Origin of the sequence: Paenibacillus camerounensis (genome assembly GCF_000723885.1) — a bacterium.
Lineage (GTDB): Bacteria > Bacillota > Bacilli > Paenibacillales > Paenibacillaceae > Paenibacillus_AQ > Paenibacillus_AQ camerounensis.
This window is the reverse complement of record NZ_CCDG010000034.1, coordinates 17,235-40,841: the sequence shown is the minus strand read 5'-3', so window position 1 is coordinate 40,841 and position 23,607 is coordinate 17,235. Positions and strand designations below refer to the sequence as shown.

Annotated in this window: 15 protein-coding genes; 9 read left to right on the top strand and 6 right to left on the bottom strand. The window is 53.1% G+C overall.

The annotated features are described in order from the left end of the window. Nucleotides 1–83: 83 nt before the first annotated feature. Nucleotides 84–971 (bottom strand): AraC family transcriptional regulator, encoded by an 888-nt coding sequence (locus tag BN3772_RS12885; RefSeq protein ID WP_042199866.1) that lies wholly within the window; start codon nucleotides 969–971, stop codon nucleotides 84–86. A 218-nt stretch (nucleotides 972–1,189) separates the two neighbouring features. Between BN3772_RS12885 and BN3772_RS12880 the strand changes: the two genes are divergently transcribed. Beyond that, on the top strand, nucleotides 1,190–3,880 hold the full coding sequence (locus tag BN3772_RS12880; RefSeq protein ID WP_042199865.1) for a glycoside hydrolase family 78 protein: 2,691 nt from the start codon (nucleotides 1,190–1,192) through the stop codon (nucleotides 3,878–3,880). A 67-nt stretch (nucleotides 3,881–3,947) separates the two neighbouring features. On the opposite strand, the gene rarD is transcribed toward BN3772_RS12880, so the two are convergent. Further along, nucleotides 3,948–4,826 carry an EamA family transporter RarD gene (gene rarD / locus BN3772_RS12875; protein ID WP_042199864.1) on the bottom strand — a complete coding sequence of 293 codons (879 nt, stop codon included), beginning with the start codon at nucleotides 4,824–4,826 and terminating at the stop codon, nucleotides 3,948–3,950. 13 nt (nucleotides 4,827–4,839) lie between these two features. Then, nucleotides 4,840–5,397, bottom strand: coding sequence for a DEAD/DEAH box helicase family protein (locus BN3772_RS12870; RefSeq protein ID WP_042199862.1), 558 nt, complete (start codon nucleotides 5,395–5,397; stop codon nucleotides 4,840–4,842). Between the two features lie 136 nt (nucleotides 5,398–5,533). On the opposite strand from BN3772_RS12870, the gene BN3772_RS12865 reads away from it, so the two are divergent. Next, on the top strand, nucleotides 5,534–5,752 hold the full coding sequence (locus tag BN3772_RS12865; RefSeq protein WP_042199861.1) for a hypothetical protein: 219 nt from the start codon (nucleotides 5,534–5,536) through the stop codon (nucleotides 5,750–5,752). 115 nt (nucleotides 5,753–5,867) lie between these two features. Beyond that, the gene (locus BN3772_RS12860) at nucleotides 5,868–8,255 is read left to right on the top strand and encodes a glycoside hydrolase family 95 protein (protein WP_042199859.1); all 2,388 of its coding nucleotides are present in this window, start codon (nucleotides 5,868–5,870) and stop codon (nucleotides 8,253–8,255) included. A 21-nt stretch (nucleotides 8,256–8,276) separates the two neighbouring features. Here BN3772_RS12860 and BN3772_RS12855 read toward each other — a convergent pair whose 3' ends face one another. Next, nucleotides 8,277–9,137 (bottom strand): AraC family transcriptional regulator, encoded by an 861-nt coding sequence (locus BN3772_RS12855; protein WP_042199858.1) that lies wholly within the window; start codon nucleotides 9,135–9,137, stop codon nucleotides 8,277–8,279. A 194-nt stretch (nucleotides 9,138–9,331) separates the two neighbouring features. Here BN3772_RS12855 and BN3772_RS12850 point away from each other — a divergent pair, with 194 nt between their 5' ends. From BN3772_RS12850 to BN3772_RS12835, 4 genes are all read left to right on the top strand, one after another. Next, on the top strand, nucleotides 9,332–10,531 hold the full coding sequence (locus BN3772_RS12850; protein WP_042199856.1) for a two-component system sensor histidine kinase NtrB: 1,200 nt from the start codon (nucleotides 9,332–9,334) through the stop codon (nucleotides 10,529–10,531). 358 nt (nucleotides 10,532–10,889) lie between these two features. After that, nucleotides 10,890–13,274, top strand: a complete 2,385-nt coding sequence (locus tag BN3772_RS12845; protein WP_042199855.1) for an alpha-L-arabinofuranosidase C-terminal domain-containing protein — start codon at nucleotides 10,890–10,892, stop codon at nucleotides 13,272–13,274. A 28-nt stretch (nucleotides 13,275–13,302) separates the two neighbouring features. Beyond that, the gene (locus tag BN3772_RS12840; protein WP_042199853.1) at nucleotides 13,303–15,117 is read left to right on the top strand and encodes a glycoside hydrolase family 43 protein; all 1,815 of its coding nucleotides are present in this window, start codon (nucleotides 13,303–13,305) and stop codon (nucleotides 15,115–15,117) included. A gap of 55 nt (nucleotides 15,118–15,172) precedes the next feature. Further along, entirely contained in the window at nucleotides 15,173–16,129 is a 957-nt protein-coding gene (locus BN3772_RS12835; protein WP_042199852.1) for a glycoside hydrolase family 43 protein, read from the top strand. Nucleotides 16,130–16,264: 135 nt separating this feature from the next. On the opposite strand, the gene BN3772_RS12830 is transcribed toward BN3772_RS12835, so the two are convergent. After that, nucleotides 16,265–19,810 carry a M14 family metallopeptidase gene (locus BN3772_RS12830; RefSeq protein WP_052380487.1) on the bottom strand — a complete coding sequence of 1,182 codons (3,546 nt, stop codon included), beginning with the start codon at nucleotides 19,808–19,810 and terminating at the stop codon, nucleotides 16,265–16,267. 545 nt (nucleotides 19,811–20,355) lie between these two features. On the opposite strand from BN3772_RS12830, the gene BN3772_RS12825 reads away from it, so the two are divergent. Further along, nucleotides 20,356–21,441: an HD-GYP domain-containing protein gene (locus BN3772_RS12825; RefSeq protein WP_052380486.1), complete on the top strand. Its 1,086-nt coding sequence runs from the start codon at nucleotides 20,356–20,358 to the stop codon at nucleotides 21,439–21,441. A gap of 90 nt (nucleotides 21,442–21,531) precedes the next feature. On the opposite strand, the gene BN3772_RS12820 is transcribed toward BN3772_RS12825, so the two are convergent. Next, nucleotides 21,532–22,395: a helix-turn-helix transcriptional regulator gene (locus tag BN3772_RS12820; protein ID WP_042199851.1), complete on the bottom strand. Its 864-nt coding sequence runs from the start codon at nucleotides 22,393–22,395 to the stop codon at nucleotides 21,532–21,534. Nucleotides 22,396–22,543: 148 nt separating this feature from the next. Between BN3772_RS12820 and BN3772_RS12815 the strand changes: the two genes are divergently transcribed. After that, nucleotides 22,544–23,602 (top strand): glycoside hydrolase family 88 protein, encoded by a 1,059-nt coding sequence (locus BN3772_RS12815; RefSeq protein ID WP_042199850.1) that lies wholly within the window; start codon nucleotides 22,544–22,546, stop codon nucleotides 23,600–23,602. Nucleotides 23,603–23,607 lie beyond the last annotated feature (5 nt).

Below are 23,607 nucleotides of genomic sequence, written 5' to 3'. Positions count from 1 at the left end.
CCCTGCCCGCTCCCGGTCCCCGCGCTCACGATACAGCCGCACTAGCCCAGCCCACTCCCGGCCCCCGCGCCATGCCAGCCGCACTAGCTCTGCCCACTCCCCGCCCGCCCGCTAAGGCGGTACTGGCGGGGGGCCATGCCGATCTTGCGTCTGAACAGCTGGTGAAAAAACTTCAGATCGGCGTACCCGACGGCGGCGGCGACCTCGGCTACGCTGCGGCTGGTGTCTGCAAGCAGGCGGCAGGCAGCGGCCATGCGGGTATTGTGCAGGTAGCCGGTGAAGCTCATACCGGTCTGCTGCCGGAACAGCCTGCTGAACTGGCGCTCACTGAGATTGGCAGCGGCGGCCAGCCCGCTGAGCGTCAGGCCGCCTGCATAATTACCTTGTATGCAGGCGATTGCTTCATCAACTGCGGTCCATTGCGGTCTGGCGCCTGCAGACGCCCCCGACTGCAGCTGCTGCCTGTAGAGGCCGGTCAGCATCCGTACGATGAGCGATGCGATTACAGCCAAATAGCCCGGGGGTCTGGCTGAGAACTCGGTGTACAGCTCCCGGAACAGCGTATGGTAGGTACCGGCGGTATCTTTTACGGAGAACCAGGACATTTGCTCTACAGTGAAATAATCACAGATTTCAGCAGCCTGCGGGTAGGCTCCGCGAAGCCCGGACATATAGCTGAGCGGAAACAGGCAGTTATACACAACCAGCGGGCGGTCCTTCTTGGTTGTTCCGGGCCGGAACACATGGCTGCGCCCGACGGGAATAAAGAACAGGGTGCCATGCTCTACCGGGACGGCCTCATCATCAATATAATGCATGCCCGAGCCTTCACTGACATAAGTAATCTCGATGAACGCATGGGAGTGCTCATGCAGCTCAAAGTTTTCGTAGGCGCGGTTCACAAACACGGGAATATCGGGTGCGAAAAACTCCTCGCCTGACATTACAAAGCTGCTGCGTCTGACTGTCATACGGATTTCACCTCTGGGGCAATGGTTAACTGACTCCATCCTACGTAATCAGACTGTGAATGTCCAGATTCCCCTCCAACAATGTCCGGAATAGCCCCCATAAGCTATTGATTTGCCCCATACAATAGACGTAGATCTGCCGGTGATGGAAGGTTCAGGAAGTTAAGGCAGTCCGGTACCGGCACGAGGTGTACATCTTAAGTTAAGGAGCGGCTGAAATGACCCAATCTACAGTGTTAAACAACCTGATGGTGAATTACAGAAAAAATCCCGAGGGGATAGACGATCCCAGCCCGCGGCTCAGCTGGCAGATTCAGGCGCAGGCAAGAGGATTCATGCAGTCTGCGTATCAGATTCAGGTAAGCGCTAATCCGGCGTTTGCGGCAGAGGAAGAGGCAGAGCTGGAATGGGATACCGGGAAAGTCATATCAGATGCCAGTGTGCACATCGAATACGAGGGCCGGTCCTTGCGCCCGCGCACCCGTTATTATTATAGAGTGCGCATATGGGATTCCGAAGATAACGCAACAGTCTGGAGTGAAGCTGCATATTGGGAAACCGGATTGCTCTCAGCCCGCAATTGGCATGCAAAATGGATAACAGCCTCTGCCCCGGGCCGGTCCGTTGAGAACAGCGGCAGCGACCCCTGCGATTATTTCCGCACAGCCTTCGAGCTTCCTGCCGGAGCCGTTTCAGCGCGGATCTACGCGACCTCCCTTGGATTGTACCGTCTATATATAAACGGGAAGCCGGCTGATGATACTCAATTTAACCCGGGCTGGACGAGCTACAACAAAAGGCTGCAGTATCAGACTTATGATGTAACACAGCTGCTCACTGCGGGTGAAAATGCCCTTGGCTGTATCGTGGGCAACGGGTGGTACAAAGGTTATCTGTCCTGGGACGGAAGCAAGGACCATTATGGTAAACAGCGCGCTGTACTCATTCAGCTGCATGTGACGCTAGCAGACGGAACAGAACAAATGCTGATCTCAGACGGCAGCTGGCGCACCTCATCTGGACCGCTGCTCATGTCAGAGCTGTATCACGGGGAAACCTATGATGCACGGCTTGAGCTGGACGGCTGGTCTTCTCCGGGCTTTGCGGTTCACCAATGGCTGCCAGCTGAACTTACGGATGCTCCGCCAGCCGGGCTGGCCGCCCAGGAGAACGAGCCGTCACGGATTGTTGAGACTATCCAGCCTGTCGCGGTTATAATCACCCCTGCCGGCGAAACGGTGCTTGATATGGGCCAGAATATGGTCGGCTGGGTCAGGTTCACGGTTGACGCCGGAGCCGGTACAGTAATCACCTTGCAGCATGCCGAGGTGCTGGACCGTGACGGGAATTTCTATACAGGCAACCTGCGCTCGGCGAAGCAGACCGTAACGTATATCTGCCGGGGCGGCGGGCCGGAGACGTTTGAGCCGCATTTTACCTTCCAGGGCTTCCGCTATGTGCAAGTAACAGGTGTGCCGCAGGATCAGCTGCTGGAGCAGTTCACCGGCTGTGTGATCCATTCGGATCTGGAGCAGACCGGCAGCTTCCGCTGCTCGGATGAACTGGTGAATCAGCTCCAGCATAATATTCTATGGGGGCAAAAGGGGAATTTCCTCGATGTGCCGACCGACTGCCCGCAGCGTGATGAAAGACTGGGATGGACGGGGGATGCCCAGGTATTTATCCGCACGGCTGCTTTTAACATGAATGTCGTGCCTTTTTTTGAAAAATGGCTGAAGGATCTCGCAGCGGATCAGGAGGCGGATGGCAGAGTACCGCATGTTATTCCCGACATCCCGGCAGCGGGCTACGGCTCCTCGGCCTGGGGGGATGCTGCCGTTATCTGTCCGTGGACGCTGTATCAGTGTTATGGGGATGTCCGCGTGCTGAAGGAGCAATATCCAAGCATGAAGGCGTGGGTGGAATACATCCGGGCCCAGGGCGATCATGAGTTTCTGTGGAACACCGGCCATCATTTTGGAGACTGGCTCGGTCTGGATGCGAAGGAGAACAGCTACATTGGAGCGACGCCCAAGGATCTGATCGCTACCGCTTTTTTTGCCTATTCGACAGAGCTGCTGGTCAAGACGGCAGAGGTAACCGGGCAGCCGGAGGAAGCGGAGAGGTACCGCCAGCTGCACAGCAATATTATACGCGCATTCCGCGAGGAATTCGTAACACCAGGCGGGCGGGTCGCCTCTCCGACACAGACTGCCTACGCAGTGGCGCTGATGTTCGATCTTTTGGAGGAAAAAGACCGCCCGCGTACGGCTGCGATGCTGGCTGAGCATGTACAAGAGAACGGGAACCACCTGACGACCGGTTTTGTCGGAACGCCTTATCTGTGCCTGGTTCTGTCCCGTTTCGGTTACACCGGCCTGGCCTATGAGCTGGTGCTTCAAAAGGAATATCCGTCCTGGCTGTACTCTGTTCTTCAGGGAGCAACAACGATCTGGGAGCATTGGGACGGAATCAAGCAGGACGGCTCCTTCTGGAGCGACGATATGAACTCCTATAATCATTATGCTTACGGGGCTGTCGGGGACTGGCTCTACCGGATTGCCGGAGGGATTGAGCTTATCGAGCCCGGCTACAAGAAAATCCGCATCCAGCCGCAGCCGGGTGAACAGCTATCCTGGGCGGAAGCTGCATACAGCTCCATTTACGGGACGATCAAGTCTGGCTGGAGCAGGCAGGCGGACGGCTCCCTGGAGCTGAACGTGGAGATCCCGGCCAATACTACGGCTGAGGTGATTGTGCCGGACGGCTATCAGGGACGGATTACAGAGAAGGGTGAGAGGCTGGACCAGGTGACGGGGATTCTAACGGTGGAAGAGAATGCCGGAGACCGGAAGCTGACCGTGGGATCGGGAGTCTACCGGTTCACACTCTATAATGGAATAGACTGACCTTACAAACAGTAAAAAAAGCGGCAGCTGAGGACTAGAGATGTAGTCTGCAGCTGCCTTTTTTGATCTAACCTGCTTTGGCGAGCTTCGCGCCGCGAACCGAAGAGGCGGCGTAGACCGCTAGTGCTGTCCAGATGAGCGCAAAGCCGGTGAGCAGAACCGGCGATACCGTTTCTTTGAACACAAATACGCTCAATATCAGCATGATTGTCGGCCCGATATATTGCACGAAGCCGAGTGTGGTCAGCGGCATCCGGGCGGCAGCCCGTGCAAAGAAGAGCAGCGGCAGGGCCGTCACCGCACCGGAGAGAAGCAATCCGGTAACCATAGGCCAGGACAGTGTCCAGGCTGTGGACTCTCCTGTGGCTGCCAGATAGATCCAGTAGATTAGCGCAATAGGCAGAACGACAGCCGTCTCCGACAGCAGGCCTACAGAAGCCTCTTGCCTGGTCTTTTTCTTGGCAAGGCCGTACAAGCCAAATGACGCAGCGAGCGAGATTGCGATCCATGGAAAACGTCCGTAGTTGACGGCGATGAGCAGCACTGCGGCGCCGGCAATCGCAATGGCGAGCCATTGGCCGCGGTTTGGCTTTTCACGGAGAAAGACGACTGCCAGTAACACGTTAAACAAAGGATTTAAATAATAGCCGAGACTTGTCTCGACGACATGCCCGTTGTTCACCGCCCAGATGAAGATGAGCCAATTCGCTGCAATCAGCAGTCCGCTGGCTGTGAGCGATAACAGCTGTGAGCGGTTGGCCGCAATCCGCTTCATGTCGCTCCAGCGGTGCTGGATGGCAACTAGAACAGCCATGAATACAAACGACCAGACAACCCGGTGTGACAGAATCTCGCCCGCAGGCACATCATTGAACAGCTTCCAGTATAGCGGCAGGACACCCCACATAATATAAGCGATAATAGCGTTGACGAGCCCGTTGTTCATGCTCACTTCTCCCTTACAATTGAAATTCCTCTTTAATTCTCTGTGCTGTCTCATCCGCAGACAGATTGGTGTTATCAATTCTTATGTAACGCTCTCTGGTGATCTCCCCTTCATGTGAGTTCAGCCGGTGCTGCTCCATTGTGGTTAACAAATTCTGCTCAGAGCGTGCGGTATCCCGTTTGGAAGGCTTGTGCTGAAGCCGGTGCGGTGTTTTGTTCCGTTCAAGCCGCTCTTCAAGGGCAGTCTCAAGCTCCACAAAGTACACTTCCCCGCCGCGTTCCTCGATGATTGTAGAGACGGAATCTATATAGTCCCAATCATTCTGCAGGTCAAAGGCCCATACGTAGGTAAAAATCATTCCGTACAGCCCGCTATCGGCAGCCGCTACGAATATCTCCTGGCGAAACTTGGTGGCAAGCCTCCACATCTCCGCACTAAATCCGAAATAAGGAGCCAGCAGCTCGATTGTAATATGGTTGTGGAACAGCTTCAGCTCCGTGGTTTTTTCCAGTGCATGCCCGATTGTCATTTTCCCGGATGCCTGCGGGCCGAATATAATGACTAGCTTCATCTTTTCATCCTCCCGGAATCGTCTGGATACATAATAGCATAAGCGAATGGACCGGGCAGTATTATTTCAGGCAAGGGGCCAGAGGGTAATGAACAGTAATATGTACTGATAATAGAAAGAACAAGGAGGCTGAAGCATGCTTATTCTCCGGATATTGGCAGGATTGGCCCTGTTTATATCAGGGCTGTTATACCTTGTACAGAGTACGGTGACCGTGAATATTGCCAGGCCCGGCACAGCGGAGACCCGAAAGTATACGAAGGGCTTTCCGCTGATCCTCTCCCGGATTGCCGGTGTTGTGCTGATGATTATTGGTGCAGTGATCTGGATCTTCGGATTTCCGCACTTTTGGTGAATGATAGTTTTATCCAAAAGAAAGATAAGATCGGACATTCATCCGGCTGTCCGCTGCTGCTACGATTAAACGGTGAGAGCAGTAACATCAGCCGCATAATGGAGGTCTGTAACAAGTGAACATTCAATTTGCTACCCCTGCTGTATATTGGACAGAAGCACTGCCTGCTGGTAATGGTAACCTTGGCGCTATGGTATTCGGCGGAATTGAACAGGAAAAGATTGCTTTAAACGAAGATACGCTCTGGTCAGGATATCCCCGTGAATGGAATAATCCGGAGGCGAAGGAGGTATTGCCGGAGGTACGGGCATTGATTGCAGAGGGGCGCTACAGTGAAGCGGACCGGCTCTGCCGGAAAATGCTCGGGCCCTACACCCAGTCGTATTTGCCGCTCGGTAACCTGAACATTATGATGGAGCACGGTAAGCCGGTTCGCCGGGGAAGCTACAGCCGCAAGCTGGATCTGTCGTCTGGTGTAATAAGCATTAAATATGAAATCGGCGGTGTCCGGTATACGCGTGAGGTATTTGCTTCGCACCCGGATCAGGTCATTGCTGTCAGGCTGACCGCCAGCCGGGAAGGGGCGCTGAGCTTCCGTGCGGGGCTTGACAGCCAGCTCCGTTACAGGGCTCTGCCGGAGCAGGATGAGTACACCATATCAGGATATGCACCGGAGCATGTGGATCCGAATTATTATGACAGTGCTGAACCCGTGCATTACGGCGAACCTGAAACAGCCAAAAGCCTGCGGTTCCATGGAAGACTGGCCGCCGTGCTTGACGGCGGAAGCCTGCGGGCTGGAGCAGCAGGGCTGCATGTAAGCGGGGCAACCTCGGTTACCCTGTACTTCAGTGCAGCGACAAGCTTCGATCCGCTGCTGCGGGCCGGCAGCCCGGACCGGAATCCCGGGGAAGTGACGGCCGGGATAATCCGGGCTGTCTGCAGGAAGGCATATGCCGGGGTTCTGGAAGGCCATGTGCTTGATCACCGCTCGCTTTTTGATAGAGTGAAGCTGCATCTGGGAGCAAGCACAGCCCCGGCTGATCTGCCGACTGACCGGAGAATTGCTGAATATGGAAGCAGTGATCCGGGACTAGTGGAGCTGCTGTTCCACTATGGCCGATACCTGCTTATTGCCAGCTCCCGCCCGGGTACACAGCCGGCCAATCTGCAGGGGATCTGGAACGAGGAGACGAGAGCGCCATGGAGCTCCAATTATACGCTGAACATTAACGCCGAGATGAATTACTGGCCGGCAGAGGTCTGCAACCTGGCGGAGCTGCACGAGCCGTTTATCGATTATATCGGCGCGCTTGCTGTTAACGGACGCAAGACAGCGGAGGTTAACTACGGCGCCAGAGGCTGGGTAGCCCATCACAATTCCGATCTGTGGGCCCAGACGGGACCGGCCGGCGCTTACGGGGATGGAGATCCGGTATGGGCATTCTGGCCGATGGGGGCGGTATGGCTGACCCAGCATTTATGGGAGCACTATCTGTTCGGCGGTGACGGGGATTATCTGCGCAATACGGCTTATCCGGTTATGAAGGATGCTGCACTGTTCTGCCTGGACTATCTGATTGAGAACGAAGCTGGTGAACTGATAACTTCGCCGTCCACCTCACCTGAGCACAAGTTCCATGCCGGAGGAGGGCTGCATGCTGTAACAGCCGCCCCCGCGATGGATCTGTCACTGATTGCCGAATTGTTCGGCAACTGCCAGGAGGCAGCTCTGCTGCTGGAGACTGATGAGGAGTTCGCAGCCCTGCTGCAGCGTACGAAGGAGCATCTGCAGCCGCTGCGCATCGGAGAGCAGGGCCGGCTGCAGGAATGGTCGGAGGATTACCGGGAGGAGGATGTCCATCACCGCCATGTCTCCCATCTAGTCGGCGTGTATCCGGGCCGGTTAATCTCCGAGAAGTCATCACCGGAGCTGTTCCAGGCTGCAAGAACCGCGCTTGAGATTAGGGGGGACGGCGGAACGGGCTGGAGCCTGGGCTGGAAAATTAGCCTGTGGGCCCGTTTTAAGGACGGCAACCGGGCGGAACGTCTGGTCTCCAATCTGCTGAATCTGGTCAGGGAAAATGAGACGGATCATCACCGCGCTGCTGAGGGCGGCGTCTATGCGAACCTGTTCGATGCCCATCCGCCATTTCAGATTGACGGGAATTTTGCGGCGACCTCCGGTATAGCCGAGATGCTGCTTCAGTCCCATCAGGGCTTCCTGGAGCTGCTGCCGGCGCTGCCGGATTCCTGGCCTGAAGGGTTCGTGAAAGGGCTGCGGGGCAGAGGCGGATTTGAAGTCGATATCGACTGGAATAACGGAAGCCTGTCAGGCGCGGCTGTTACAGCTTCGGTTACCCGGACCTGCGGCGTGCTTACCCGCTGTAATATTAGAATTACCGGAGCGGGGAATGCGGCAGTGAAGGCTGTTGTTAAGGAAGGGATAACCGAATTTACGGCTGAGGCTGGCACGCGGTATATTATCTCTGTTAAGAAATAGTCAGACACATGCAAAAAAACCTCATTGCTGAGGTTTTTTTGCGTGTTCAAGCCGCTGCTCCGGACTGAAGGTCAGCCGGTAGGCTGTCGGCGAAAAGCCTGTAGCGGTTTTGAATGTTCTTGACAGGTAAGAGATGTCGGGAATCCCTACCCGTTCGCCGATTTCTGCGAGCATAAGATTCGTGGTCACAAGCAGCAGCTTGGCTTCCTCGAGTCTTTTTTTGTTGATGTACTGGATCGGAGAGGTTCCGAACTGTCTTTTAAATACACGGATGAAGTAGTTGGGCTGCAGGTGTGCCTGCTCCGCCAGTTCTTCGATCGTCAGATTCCGGTGGTAGAAGCGCTGAATATGCGAGATGACCTGCTGAAGCGGCTCAGATACTGCTGCCGTACTGAGGCCTTGCGGGGTTACCGCGCTCCGTTCCAGATAGTATGAGATAAGCCTCAGCATAGCGGATTTGACCAGCAGGGGACCGGTGATAGAAGAATCCCTATGGTATTTCAGCAGCTCACGGAAAAGCTCAATGGGCGTGCTGTCCTGCTCCTTGCCGATCCATACCGGCGTGTGCAGCAGATCAAACAGATTACGTTCCCCGATCCGTGCGGTGAAATGGCACCAGTACTTGGTGTACCGCGGCCCGGAAGTATATGAAAAAGACTGCTTGACCCCCTCCGGCATCAGGAACCACTCACCAGGCTGCGGAGTGAATTCCGTATCACCGATTTTCAGCCAGCCCTCCCCTTCGCAGATCAGGTAGAACTTGTTGTAGTCAGGCGTGTAGTCCAGCTCCCGCCAATCGGTCCATACCTGATTGTATCCGGCAGCCGTTACATGTACCTCCACATTCTCCATATACATCCGGATCAGTTGCTGGTTATTCACAGTGTACGCTCCGTTTCTTACAGTAGTGGATTGTCTAGCCATTGTTAATGATTTTATCATGCATTGACGGAATTCATTCATTTTTTTGACGAAAAGGCTTACAGCCCTGAAACTTCCATAAATCCAATATTTACAAAAATGACTATACGTCGTACAGTTCAAATAGGGTTCCAATAACATGAAGGTGGATAAAAATGGCATACAATGAAAATGAATTGCGTGCATCATTAATTTCTACGGTTCCTGTCATTCTGGACAGGCATTATCGGTCTATAACCGGCAGAAGTTCAGATTTTGCCATGTTTATTGCAGCGAATAAGGAAATACTGGATTCAAGCTTCAAGGAGATCCTTTTACATATGATCGGGGCCTTGTTCATGAATCCCGGGAATTATACGCAGTATCTTGAGGTGCAGCGGCACGAAGGCGCCCAGCAGGGGGTGTTCATGGCGGATATATTCGGTAAGCACTTTGATCTGATGCTGGAAATGAGCAAGGATCTGAATCTGACAGCCCAGAATGTGATGTTCCGGGTGATTGAGGACGGGGTGGGCGATTCAGCGGAACGACTGCATATTAACGGCCGTCTGATGGAATGCAACTGGGTCCGGTTTACCGGTTTCGCCCAAGGCTATCTATCCAACAAGAACCAGGAGATTGACAGCCTGCATGAACAAAAGATAGCCGTTATGGGGCAGATGGCAGCAGGCATGGCTCATGAAATCCGTAATCCGTTAGCTTCTATAAAAGGCTTCGCCCAGCTGGTCAACAACCGGCTGAAGGAGCCTGTAATCAAGGCGGCAGAGCTTCGCACCTACATGGATATTACAATTAAGGAAATCGACAATCTGAATAAGCTGGTTACCGATTTTCTGGTGCTGTCCCGCAAAGGGGATATCGTAAAGAGTGACGGTGAGATTTTTAACGTTATCGAGGTTGTACACAGAGTGATCAATATCGTGAATCAGCTGATCCTCAGCGATAATATCATTCTCAATGTAGACTACTCCGCAGAGCAAGTGCTGACACTGGGAAGCGCCTCCCAGCTGGAGCAGGTTTTCCTGAATATTTTAAAAAATAGCATCGACTCCTTCACGGCCTTCAGCGGCAGAATTGACGTTACGATTACGGCACAGGCGGAGCCAAACCTGATTGTGCTGATTTTTGCCGACAATGGCGCAGGAATTCCGAGGGATAAGCTGGACCGGATATTTGACCCCTTCTTTACCACGAAGCAAAAGGGGACGGGGATCGGGTTATCCATCTGCAAGCAGTTGATCGAAACGTATGGCGGACAGATCAGGGTCGACTCCGAGATTAAGGTGGGTACAACGGTGAGGGTCAGCCTGCCCTTGGTAAACGACCCGGTCTACATGAATGAGCCTGTCCTGTAGGAGTAAGCAGGATGTGCGATAGATAGGAGAAAGAGGGAGGGGGAGATCTGCCGGAAGGCGGGTCTTTTTTAGTTGCGGTTTTACTGCGATTCCCTTGATCTGTTTGCTGCTCGGTCAAAGATTTGTACAAAAGGTCACTGGAGTCTGTTAAGAGTAGTATGAAATTTAATTAATGTATATGTTAATTGAATGGGGTGAATAGGCCCCTGTTAACCATTTATTCTTTAAATAGTTCAATCATTTCTATAACTATGGATTGACTCCATACCATTCATCTGACTATAATATTTTTGTAATTATAAATGTATTAATATATATATTAACTAAATAAAGGCTTTATAAGAGAGGAACAGGATCAATGAATAACCAGACCAAGCTGAAGGTGTACACGCAAAAGACTGGAGCAGCGCTGGGCGATATGTTCGGTATTTTCTTTGAGGACCTTAATCATGCGGCCGACGGGGGATTGTATGCTGAGCTGGTCCAGAACCGCTCGTTCGAATTCGACCCGATTGACCATCCCGGCTACCATGCGTTGACTGCCTGGGACAAGGTGGAACGCGGCGGCGGGCGGGCGCAGCTGACGGTAGAGAGCGAATCGCCGTTCCACTCCAAAAACCCGCATTATGCGGTTATTGAAATTAACGAGCCGGGTGAGGGTGTCGGCTTGTCTAATGCTGGCTTTAACACCGGTATTCCTGTAAAGGAAGGCGGGAAATACCTCTTCTCTGTCTATGCCCGGCGCACGGATAGCTTCAATGTGCCTGTACGTGTTCTTATTGAGGACCGGAACGGCGCGGTATGCGCATCGGCTGAGCTTGCTGTGGATTCTGCTGACTGGGGGAAATATGAAGCGGTATTGACCTCAGACTGCACTGATAACGCTTGCAGACTGGTTATTCTCACCGGCGGGCAGGGCAGGCTGGAGCTTGATCTGGTATCCCTGTTCCCTGAGAAGACCTATCTTGGACGCCGCAACGGACTGCGTGAGGACATTGCCGTCCTGCTGGCGGATATGAAGCCGAAATTCATGAGATTCCCCGGCGGCTGCCTTGTTCATGACGGCTCGCTGAATCCGGATGACCGGAATTCAATGTACCGCTGGAAGAATACGATCGGAGAGCTGGCTGCCCGTCCGGCAAGACGTAATAACTGGCAGTATAATCAGACACTGGGCCTCGGCTACTATGAGTACTTCCAGTTCTGCGAAGACATCGGTGCCAAGGCTATTCCCGTATTGCCGGGCGGCTATGACCCGCACCACAAGCGCATCGTTCCGCTGGACGAGCTGGGGCCGTGGATTCAGGATGCCCTGGACGTTATTGAATTCGCCATTGGCGATGCCTCCACAGAGTGGGGCGCAATCCGCAGCTCCCTTGGCCATCCCGAGCCGTTCGGGCTGGAATATATTGCAATCGGCAACGAGGAGGTCGGCGAGCCGTTCTTTGAGCGGTACCCGTATTTCCATAAGGCGATTAAAGAGCAGTACCCGGATATGCAAGTGATTAACAGCAGCGGTCCGTTCGCTGCCGGCGGCGAGTATGAGCGGGGCTGGGCTTCGGCCAGAGAACACGGCTCTGATCTTGTTGACGAGCATTACTACCAGTCCCCGGAGTGGTTCCTGGCCAATATGGACCGGTACGACAGCTTCAAGGCTGATGAGCCTAAGGTGTTCCTGGGTGAATATGCATCCTGGGGCAATACCTACTATAATGCCCTGGTGGAAGCCGCATTTATGACCCGGCTGGAACGCAATGCCCATGCCATCGGTCTCGCCTGTTATGCGCCGATGCTGTGCAATGTCGACTATGTTAACTGGAAGCCGGATATGATCTGGTTCAATAATCATGAGGTATTCGGCACACCGAATTACTATGTCCAGAAGCTGTTCATGAACCATCAGGGAGACCGGCTGCTGCAGATTGCTGCCGAGAATCTGCCGGAGCAGCCGGAGCCTGTTCAAGAGCCGGTGAAGGGAAGTATTGTCCTGGCTGCCGAGAAATCGGCTGTAACGTACAGCAACATTACGCTGACCAACAATCTGACAGGCGAGCAAAAGGTGATAGAAGCACCGGTGGAGCTCAATGACACAGAAGGAACAGTAAGCAAAGAGGAGGAGCTGCGCTCCTTCACACTGGGAGAAACGGACTGGAGTGACTACACGCTCAGACTGACTGCCCGCAAAACCGGCGGCGTCCGCGCCTTCCTGATCTTCTATGGCATGCAGGATACTAAGAACAGGCTCAACTGGGAGCTGGGCGGCTGGCAGAATCAGGACAGTACGCTGAGTGCGGTAACTGAAGGCCGGGGCTCCTGCCTGACCCAGAGCCTGTTCACGGTGGAGAATGATACCGATTATGAGCTGGAGCTGCATGTCAGCGGCCGGCAGATCACAGCCTCGATTGACGGTGCTGTGATCAACTCGGCGGAAGACCGCCAGCCGGACATCCAGCCGCTGTATTATACGGCAAGTGTGGAGGATAGTACCGGTGATGTGATCGTCAAGGCGGTAAATGTCCTTGATACTCCGCTTCCGGTTACGGTAGAGCTGCAGGAGCTGGCAGCTGCTTCATACCTGGCTGAGATTCATGAGCTGTCCGGAGTCAGTCTGGATGCCGAGAACAGCTTTGAGGAGCCGCTGAAGGTCAGCCCGTCCAGCGGGACGATTGCTTTTGAAGGCAGCAGCTTTGCTTATGAATTCCCGGGACATTCCGTTACTGTATTCCGAATCCAAGCTAAATAATCCAACATTCCTGTAAGGAGGGCTTATCTTGTCCCAATCCAAATTAACGTACACCGGCTATCTTTTAGTTCATTTTATCGGGGAGCAGCCGGACGGTGAACAGGTATACTTCTCATACAGCGAGAACGGCCTGCACTGGAAAGACCTGAACGGGGGCCGGCCGGTTCTGCGCTCGGAGCTTGGAGAAAAGGGAGCGAGAGATCCCTTTATCGTCCGTTCGCCCAAGGAAGGCAAGTTCTATCTGATTGCGACCGATCTCCGCATTGCCAGCGGCAAGGGCTGGGGCACGGCAGTTGAGGGCGGAAGCCGCGATATTATCGTCTGGGAATCAGCTGACCTGGTGAAGTGGTCAGAGCCTTGGCCGGTTACCGTCGGCGTGGAAGGCGCCGGCTGTGTGTGGGCGCCGGAGGCTATTTATGACGAAGCGGCAGACGAATTTCTGGTATTCTGGGCTTCTGCTACACAGGAAGCTCATGAAAGCGGACGGAAGCACAAAATCTACAGCGCCCGCACCAAGGATTTCCGTTCCTTCAGTCCGGCAGAGAAATACATTGAGCGTGAGAATCACATCATAGATACAACAATTATTGAGGCAGGCGGCAAGTATTACCGCTACTCCAAGGATGAGACCACCAAGAATATCCGGGTAGAGGAAGGCGCTTCTCTGGATAAGGATGCCTTCAGCTATGTAGATGCTCCTGTTCTGGAAGCGATCATGGGTGTAGAAGGCCCGGAGATCTTTAAGCTGAACGGCCGAGATGAGTGGTGCCTGATTGTGGACCGTTATGCCGAAGGCAAAGGGTATCTGCCGCTCCTGACCTCAGATCTTGGCAGCGGAGAGTTCCGGGTGCTTGAAGACGGCGAGTTTGACCTTGGTGTCAACAAAAAGCGCCATGGCGGCGTGCTGCCGGTTACCTTTGAGGAATCCAGCCTGCTGCTGCAGGCCTTCGGAGACGGCCACCAGGTGCTGCCCGGACAGTTCGCTGACCCGGATCTGGCTAAATTCGGAGACCGTTACTATCTGTATCCGACAACAGACGGCTTCACCGGCTGGTCGGGAACGCAGTTCCATGTCTTCTCGTCGGATAATCTCCGGCTGTGGAAGGACGAGGGCGTTATCCTCGATCTTGCGACCGATGATGTGCCTTGGGCAGTCAGCAGCGCCTGGGCTCCGTGCATCGCCGCTAAGGACGGCCGCTACTACTATTATTTCTGCGGTAAAAAGCCGGATGGAGACAGTGCCATCGGCGTGGCCGTTGCCGATACGCCTGTAGGCCCGTTCATTGCGCAGCCGGAGCCGCTGATTACACTTGAGCAGATCAGCCGGCTCGGGCTGGTAATGGGACAGGCGATCGACCCGTCCATCTATGCCGAAGAGGACGGCAAGGTGTATATGCTGTTTGGTAACAGCCACGCAGCAATTGTAGAGCTTGGTGCAGATATGGTCTCAGTCGTTGAAGATACGATGCGTAATCTGGAAGGGCTGCATGACTTCCGTGAGGCCGTAACCGTGCTTAAGCGGGACGGACTGTATCACTTCACCTGGTCCTGCGATGATACCGGCAGCGAGGACTATCATGTGAACTATGGAACGGCGGAGCAGCTCTACGGGCCGGTCACCTTCCTGTATACCGTTCTCAGCAAAAATAAAGACAAGGATATGCTCGGTACTGCACATCATTCCATAATGAATGACCCGGATAGCGGAAAATACTGGATTGCATATCACCGGTTCGTTACACCGCTTACCCGGTTCGATGATTATAAAGGCATTCACCGTGAAACCTGCATTGATCCCTTAAGCTTTGGCGAAGACGGGCTGATGCTGCCGGTGAAGCTGTAGAAGCAGCATGTAAAGAACCGCTATAAAGACAGATAAACCAGGAGGCTGCTATATTATGAAAGAAACTCTTACCAATCCCTTAGTCCTTCAGCGTGCAGATCCCTGCATTTACCGGCACAGTGACGGCTATTATTATTTTACCGCTTCAGTACCCGAGTACGACCGGATTGAGCTGCGCAGAGCACAGACACTCGGAGGGCTTGCCGGCAGTGAGCCGGTTGTAATATGGACCAAACATATTACCGGCATCATGAGCGGTTATGTGTGGGCGCCGGAAATTCATTACATCGGCGGCAAATGGTATGTGTATTTCTCCGCAGGCAGCGATGATGCTCCTTTTGCACAGCGCCTATATGTGCTGGAGAACGGGGCGGACAATCCGCTTGAGGGCAGCTGGGAAGAGAAGGGGCGAATCTACACTGCCTGGGATACCTTCTCGCTGGACGCTACAACCTTTGAGCATGCCGGAGCACAATATCTGGTATGGGCCCAGGAGGACCCTTCGGTTCAGGGGAATTCCAGCCTGTTCATCTCGAGGATGTCCAACCCGTGGACACTGGAAGGGGAGCAGACGGTGCTGACCCGGCCTGAATATGACTGGGAAATTATCGGCTACCGCGTAAATGAAGGGGCGGCCATCCTGAAAAAGAACGGCAGAATCTTCCTGACTTACTCTGCCAGCGCGACTAACCACAATTACTGTATGGGCATGCTCACGGCAGCAGACAGCAGCGATCTGCTGGACAGCGGATCATGGATTAAATCCCCGGTTCCTGTCTTTGCTTCAAGCGAGGAGACCAGCCAGTACGGACCGGGGCATAACAGCTTTACTGTATCGCCGGACGGATCGCGGGAGCTGATCGTCTATCATGCCAGAAGCTATAAGGAGATCACTGGAGATCCCCTGTTTGACCCTAACCGCCATGCCCGTGTCCAGCCGGTATTATGGGATGAGCAGGGTCTGCCGGTATTCGGCCTGCCGGTCCCGGACGGTAAAGAACTGGAACTCTAGTAAACGGCCGGATAGCAGATTGAATAAGATGGTGAAAATCAAACTAAACAGGATGCACTAAGCAAAATCTATAATCAAAACAGGGATGCCCCTCAGCCGTTACGGCCGGGGGCATCCCTGTTTTATAGTAAGAGATTATTGCAGATTGATGATGTTGCTGATGATGACGGCAGCCTGAGCACGGTTAGCAATGCCTTTTGGCGCAAAGGTGTCGGCGGTCATGCCTTGAACGATACCTTCCTGGGTAAGCAGAGCCACAGCGTCTTTACCATAGGAAGCAATGCTTGCTTTGTCCTTGAAGCCTGCAAGGGCAGTATCGGCATTGGCAACCGATTTACCTTTGAACTTCGTCAGAGCGTTAGCGGCGATAATCGCCATTTCTTCGCGGGTGATGGAGCGGTTAGGCTCGAACTTGCCGTTGCCTACACCATTCACCAGGCCATTGCTGACACCGGCAGCAACATAGCTGTAAGCCCAGTTGGAAGCTGCTACATCACTGAAGTCTGCGGAAGCATTCTCCACCGGAAGAGCAAACGCACGTACGATCATGGCGATGAATTCGGCACGGGTAACTTCCTTGAGCGGTGCGAAGCTGCCGTTGCCTACGCCGTTGATGATGCCTTTAGCGCTTAGCTCTTCGATAGCAGAGGCTGCCCAGGTAACTTTACCCAGATCTGTGAAGCTGCCGGCCGGAGCTGGTGTAGCTGTCGGCTGCGGTGTTGCTGATGGTGCCGGAGTTGCAGTCGGTGCCGGAGTTGCAGTTGCGATTGGTGCACCTGTACCCGGATTAACCGGCTCAGATTCCAGTACGCCAGGGTCCATGCCGTCAGCTTCGGTAGCCGCCGGAGATGAAGCGTAGATTGCATTAGCCAGTAATCTGAACTGGTTCTGCGGGTGATACTTGTTAAGCAGATCGTTAGCGAACAGAGTTACATGAATACTGTCCGTCTGGTAATCGAGAGCCAGTACCTGATCTTTGGCAGCATCGCTGTTCGGCCACCAGCCGGCTTTGAAGAAGTCATCCCCGGTTCCGTATTTCGCCAGGATTTCAGCGCCTTCCGGAACGGAAGTGATATAGGCAGCAGACACTGTGTACAGGTATTCACTTTCTTCATAAGGAGCAGTAATCAGGCTGTCCTGCGAGATTGTTGCTTTGAACAGGCCTTCATGGGCAGCGGTTCTGTTCGACTGGTTCACCGGATTGGAATAATTCAGGCCCGGCAGAACGTTCAGGGATTTAATGCTGCTAAGGATCGTACGGCCGTAGCCGATAAACGGCTTACCGCTGGCAATCAGGTTAGTACCGGAGTTAACCAGCACGTCTGCAGCAACAGTGTCGGTAGTTACCTTGAATCCAAGATCAGCCAGGATGAATGAAGGTGCTCCGGCAATTGCTACATTCGCCGGCTTAAGCAGCTTGCCTGCCTTATCGCCAGTTTCGTAGAACGGAACAACGTCCAGCAGGTATTTCGAGGCTACAGTTCTCAGATTGGATCTGGAGACCAGGAAGCTGCCTTTTTCATAGCCTGTTCCGCCGTTATCAAGCAGGGTTACGGCTTTTTTATTGGCAAGCAGTTCGTTGACGGCCTTGACCGCATCGTTGTTGCTGTTGCGGATAACATAATTTTGCGAGAACGCATATTGGCTCAGGTCGGTTGTTGGAACAATGATGCTGCTTACTTGCGTTGTTTTACCGGTAAAAGCACCGGCACTGCGGCTGATGTAACGGTCAAATCCGCGCATGTCCGCAAAGTTCTGTACTGTATCGGAATACATCGCATCGAAGTCGGATACATCCAGTCCGTCGTACAATACCAGGTTGGCATAGCCGCGTTTGGCCTGATGCATATTGACTACATAGGTTCCGGCAGGGTAAGTTACCCCGTCCACAGTGACCTGTTCAGCAGTCTGCTCAACCTTCACGCCGTTGCGGAGCAGATACTGCACCATTTTGTAGGTTTCCAGAGCATTTTTCTGCAGACTTTTTGCAATTGGAAGCACGTAGTATTCAGGGAAGAAGTTAGAATCTTCCGTAGCACGCTCACGGCCAATGGACTCATAGTCGGCATTTACCAGATAGGGGTCAACCTCTTTGTGGTCTTCATTGTTGATGCCGCGTTTGAAGATTTCAAGCTGGTTCAGGAACAGTTCTTCTTTGTTGTCCTGCACATAATTGGTAGCTGCCAGTGTTGCATAATAGAAGGCATCCAGGGAATCTTCATTCAGCTCAGGCACTTCGATGGTATGGCCGAGTGCACCCTGGTGCATTGCATAGACAGCGGTGTAAGCCGGGGATGCATCATCCCAGCCGGTAGCATTGCCGTAAGGATCGGCATAGTTTGGATCATTTTTCAGTTTCTCAGCTTCCAGATAAGGAATGTGGTAGGCATCATATTTCGTGTTGGCAACTCCGGCATTACCCATGGCGTTCGCCTGTTCAAGCATGCTGTCCATGACCAGATCGTATTCGATATTCGGGTCATGCGGAGGCGTACAAGGCTCAATCAGGAAGCCGCTCACGAAGCCGTGCATATCCAGGAAGCTCAGCGGTGTCCATTTGGCGATCTGTGCTGTAACAGCCTGAGTCTCAGGTTGTGTCTGGTAAGAGTTGTCGCGGTTAGGGTCAAGCAGAGTCGAAGTCGCACGTGTGTTCAGCGCACGGCCATCCGGATTCTCTACATAATCCAGCAGGAAAATTACATTGTCCAGCGCTTTATCGATATCCAGTGTCACTGGAACAACGTTGCCGCCTTCATCCGTTGTATCATAGTTAACGATCTTCTCTGTCATCAGAGTTTCCAGGAACTTGATAATAACGTCTACACCGTTGGCCTCATCCGCATGGATGTTGTTCAGCCAGATCGGCACTTTATAATCCTGAAGCTGGCCGTTCTTAATCATCTCCTGCAGCTGGGCAGGATCGTTGTTCATGAGCGGCAGCGTTTCGTTCAGATATTGGTCTACGGACGCTTTGTCCTTGGCAATGATGGAGAAGTGGATGGCCCGTCCCTGTGTGGACGTTCCGATCTGCTGGTACTCCACATAACGGCCGTATTTATTATTGCTGTCAGCGGTAATTTTATCAATCGCCGGCTTGATTTCATCATATGTATGATAGGTATCATACGGGTTCAAATCTACTTTCTGCTCTGCCAGTACATCACCGGCAGGTGTCTTTGCAGTCAGGTTGTATACCCCTGCAAGCTTCACATATTCAGCCCGGATACCGCTGGTAGCCAGGTTGACGCCGAAAGGCATATCGAAGTACACCAGAGCGGTTACCGTAGAAGCTGCAGCAGGCTCATAGGATACTTTGACAAAAGGATCTCCCGTATAAGCTCTAACGTTCGAAGCGTTGTTCCATTTCTTCCATTCAGCCAGCGGCTTCGTTTCTTCCGCAGTTCTGCCGAATGTCCAGGTAAGCTGTTCTGCTGTTACTCCCTCAGGAAGGGTAAGTGTAATAGGCATAGTTCTGGCATCGGTCATCGAAGCCTGATAGACTTCTTCCGATACGGTGGCTTGTGCAGCAGCCTGGGCTGTCTGATAGACTTCCTCAGATACCGTTGCGGACTGAACCTGAGGCTGTACCTCAGTGACAACAGCTCCGGCATAGGCTGACGGAATGATTCCGGATAATGTAAGGGTTAAAGCGATTAATAAGGATAAGAATTTCTTAGTCATCATGTACCTCCCAGTGTCTTATATGATAGCTTAGCTGATAGATTGCTGCCGGAATGGCAGATGGCTTCTGCCTTTGCAGATTTATGCATCCCTCCTGTTGTTTCGTACGGCAAATCTCCCATGAATATGTAATATTCACATTGCGTGTAACGAATTAATATACATGAAAAATATTTATTATACATATGGAATACTATAATATAGTATTTTAATTAAAATCGGAAGCTTTTTAATAGATTTAAGCCAAAAAATTATATTCTATAAATGATAACGCTTAAAAATTATATTGTGTGCAGTCTATTCGTTCCTCTTGAAGCAATCCGCCGAATGTCCCAGGAAATGGATCGCTGACATAGTCCTTAACGCTTATCCCGCAAACTCCGGTTGCGTCAGCTCATTACTAAGGATTCATTTTCTGGAAATAACGCCATTTTAGGCTATGAACCTTCTCTGACAAGCCTTAGAATACTATCTATCGGATGTAGGATCCGCTTAATCCGGCAGGACTGCGCAATCAAGTGAAGGAAGGCGGGGTGATCCCGTAGATGTCATTAGAGGCATATGATATTTTTATAGGAAAAAAGCTGAGCAGCAATATTTACAGCATGGACGGAATCTTATTAATCGCGAAGGACACGGTACTGCTGCAGAACCACATCGACAAGCTGGCGAATTTCCGGATCAAGCTTAGAGTTGTGGAGGAGGCTGTGGAAGATGCAGTAGAGGAAGAGGAAAAAGCTGCACAAGGACAAGCCGCGCAAGGACAAACCGGACTCCGCCCCTCCAGCATTGAATCACGGCAGAAGGCCAAAGTGACCGAAAAGCATCTGGAGGAGATTGACAGGCTGGTACGGGCTAACGGCATTGTTCCCATTGACGATGTAGAGGAAAAAATTCTGCCTTTCATTAAAGACACTGCTAAGCGGTTTAATCTGTTTCAGGTTTTCTCGGAGCTTAAGGAGCAGGAGGATTACCGTTACAAGCAAAGCATAGGCGTTGCGGTCATTGCCACCTCGTTAGGCAAGCGGCTGGGCCTGGACGATGAGGAAATGGAGCTGCTGGCGATTGCCGCCTGTGTCTATGATATCGGCATAGTCCGGCTGCCATCCTCTCTAATCACGAAGCCGGGCAGGCTGGACAAGCATGAGTTCGAAATTATGAAGCAGCATACCGTACTCGGGTATGAGCTGCTGGCGAATTCCGATGTTGATCCCCGGATTGCGCTGGTCGCCCTTCAGCATCATGAACGCGAGGACGGCAGCGGGTATCCTCACGGGATCAAAGGGGAGCAGATTGACCGGCTGAGCAAAATCGTCACTCTGGCAGACATCTACATGGCGATGATTTCGGACAGGCCGCACAGGCCTGCGGTTTCTTTTTTTGAGGTTATCAGCAGTATTCATGAAGGTATTATACATAAGCGTTTTGATTCTATTATAGGGATGACGTTTCTGGATTCGCTGCTCGCCAGCCAGGTCGGCTGCGAAGTCTCATTGTCAGACGGGAGAATGGGCCGGATTGTGCTGACTAATGCGAATTACCCGACAAGACCGCTCATTGCGTTAACGCAGAATGAGTTCATTGATTTAAGCAAAACCAGCCACGTACACATCAGGGATGTTATCGGCTGACGGGAACATGCTATGCCAAAGAGAGCAGCTTTTCTCAGGAGAAGCTGCTCTTTTTGTGCTGAATTCTGCTCCGGCAGATAAGCACGCTTATCAGATACGGTGCAGCTTCCGGTATTCACGGGGCGGCACGCCGGCAATATGCTTGAATACCTTGCCGAAATGTGTGAGGCTGTCGAAGCCGCAATGCTCCGATATGCGTGTCACACTCCAGCCCGTTTCCCTTAGCAGCCGCTCCGACTCCCTTACCCGGATGAGATTCACGTATTCCGTATAGCCGAAGCCGGTGATTTTTTTGAAGCTGCGGCTCAGATGGCTTTTGCTGATATAAAAGGCTTCTGCGATATCGTCGAGCTGCAGGGCTTCCCCGTAATGCTGGTTGATGTGGCGGACAATTTCTGTCACCTTGCGCTGTGCGGGTGAAGTCAGATTCTCCGGCTGGGCGCCGTGCTTCCGGACGGTCCTGGCAATAAAGAGCAGCAGCTCGGCCGTCACATTCTGCAGCTTGAGCGTATAGCCCGGTGTCTGCCCGTTCATCTCGTCCAGCATGGAATACAGCAGCTGCTCCACCTGCATCTGCTCCTGAAGATTCAGCCGGATTACCGGAGTGTGCCGGATAAAAGGGGCGAGCAGCAGCTCCTTCTCTTCTGGCCGCAGCGCAGCAAAAAAGCCGGGTGAATAATACACTACAATCCGTTCATGGTTCGGCCTGCCGGACTCGGAGGTTTTGTGCAGGGCATTGGATTCGACCAATACGAGGTCCCCGGGCCGGATATGGTAGGCGGTGTCTTTGACGAAATAATTCCGTTCACCCTGGAACAGATAGAAAATCTCATGCTGGAAATGGTAATGGTTGCTGTTCATTGAATAAGGGCCGGTGCGCCGGTCGAATTCAAGCTTGAAGGGGTCCAGATCGGTACCGAAGCGCAGGATATCAGGATAGAGCGGGGCAGTCATGAGGAACTCCTTTCGTACTAAAGGATAATGATCTATTATAGCAAAATAAATGGAATAAAGCTGCATTTTGCTTTTTATTGCGGAGTAATCCCACTTTTATTGTGTTAGTCTGGTTACGACTCGCAAGAAGCCTATACGGGAGGACGATATGGGGACTGATGGAATTATGAGGAAGGAAGAGCTGCTAGCCGGACTGGATAAGCTCTGGAACAAGCTGCACGGCCGGGAGGCGCAGGATGATCTGAATGTGTGGGAATGGGTGCAGGGGGTAGCGCTGTACGGGGTCATCAAGGCTTATGAGGAGACCGGGCAGGAGCGCTATTTCGGGTTTTTGCAAAAGTGGTGTGAGGACAACGGTGAGAAGCTGCGGCACGGCTCGGTGAACTGGGTTGCCCCTGCCAATGCGCTGCTTAGCGTATACAGGGAGACGGGAAATGCGCGGTATCTGGAGAGCTGCCGGGAGGTAGCAGACTGGTGTATGGAGAGGGCGCTGCGGACGCCGAACGGCGGCTTTGCCCATGTATGGGGCCCGGGGGCAGGCGGTCTGGAGGATTACAAGAACCAGCTGTGGATCGACACGCTGTTTATGGCGGGGCTGTTCATGCTGCGGTTTGGCGCCGCGGAGCGGAACGATGCCAGTATTCGCGGAGCGCTGGAGCAATTCGATATTCATATCCGCTGCCAGTTCAACCCGGAGAGCGGGCTCTTTGCCCACGGCTATCACTGCCTGCAGAACGTCCGGCTTGGAGAGCATTGGGGCCGCGGCAACGGCTGGGCTGCAGTAAGTGTAGTGGAGCTGCTGGAGCTGCTGCAGGGGCAGCCGTATGATACCACACGGTTCGGGGAGCTGTTCAAGCGGCATATGGAACAAGCGTATGAGCTCCGTATGGAGGATGGGATGCTGCGGACACTGCTGGATGAGACCGAAGCCTATATGGAGGTCAGTGCCTCCGCATTGTTCGCCTATGCTGCACTCAAAGGCTTCAGGCTCGGCCTGCTGGACGGGCGGTTCAGGGACTGGGGCCGGCAGATTACGCAGAATATACTGGCTGACCATCTGGCGGAGGATGGAACAGTGCTGCATGCATCCGGCGGTACAGACTGTCAGGATAAGGCGGGCTATCTGCGGGTGCCTTACGCGCCCAGACCGTACAATACCGGAATTGCGCTGATGCTTTTCAGTGAAGCGCTGGTTCATCACTGTTAATGCTA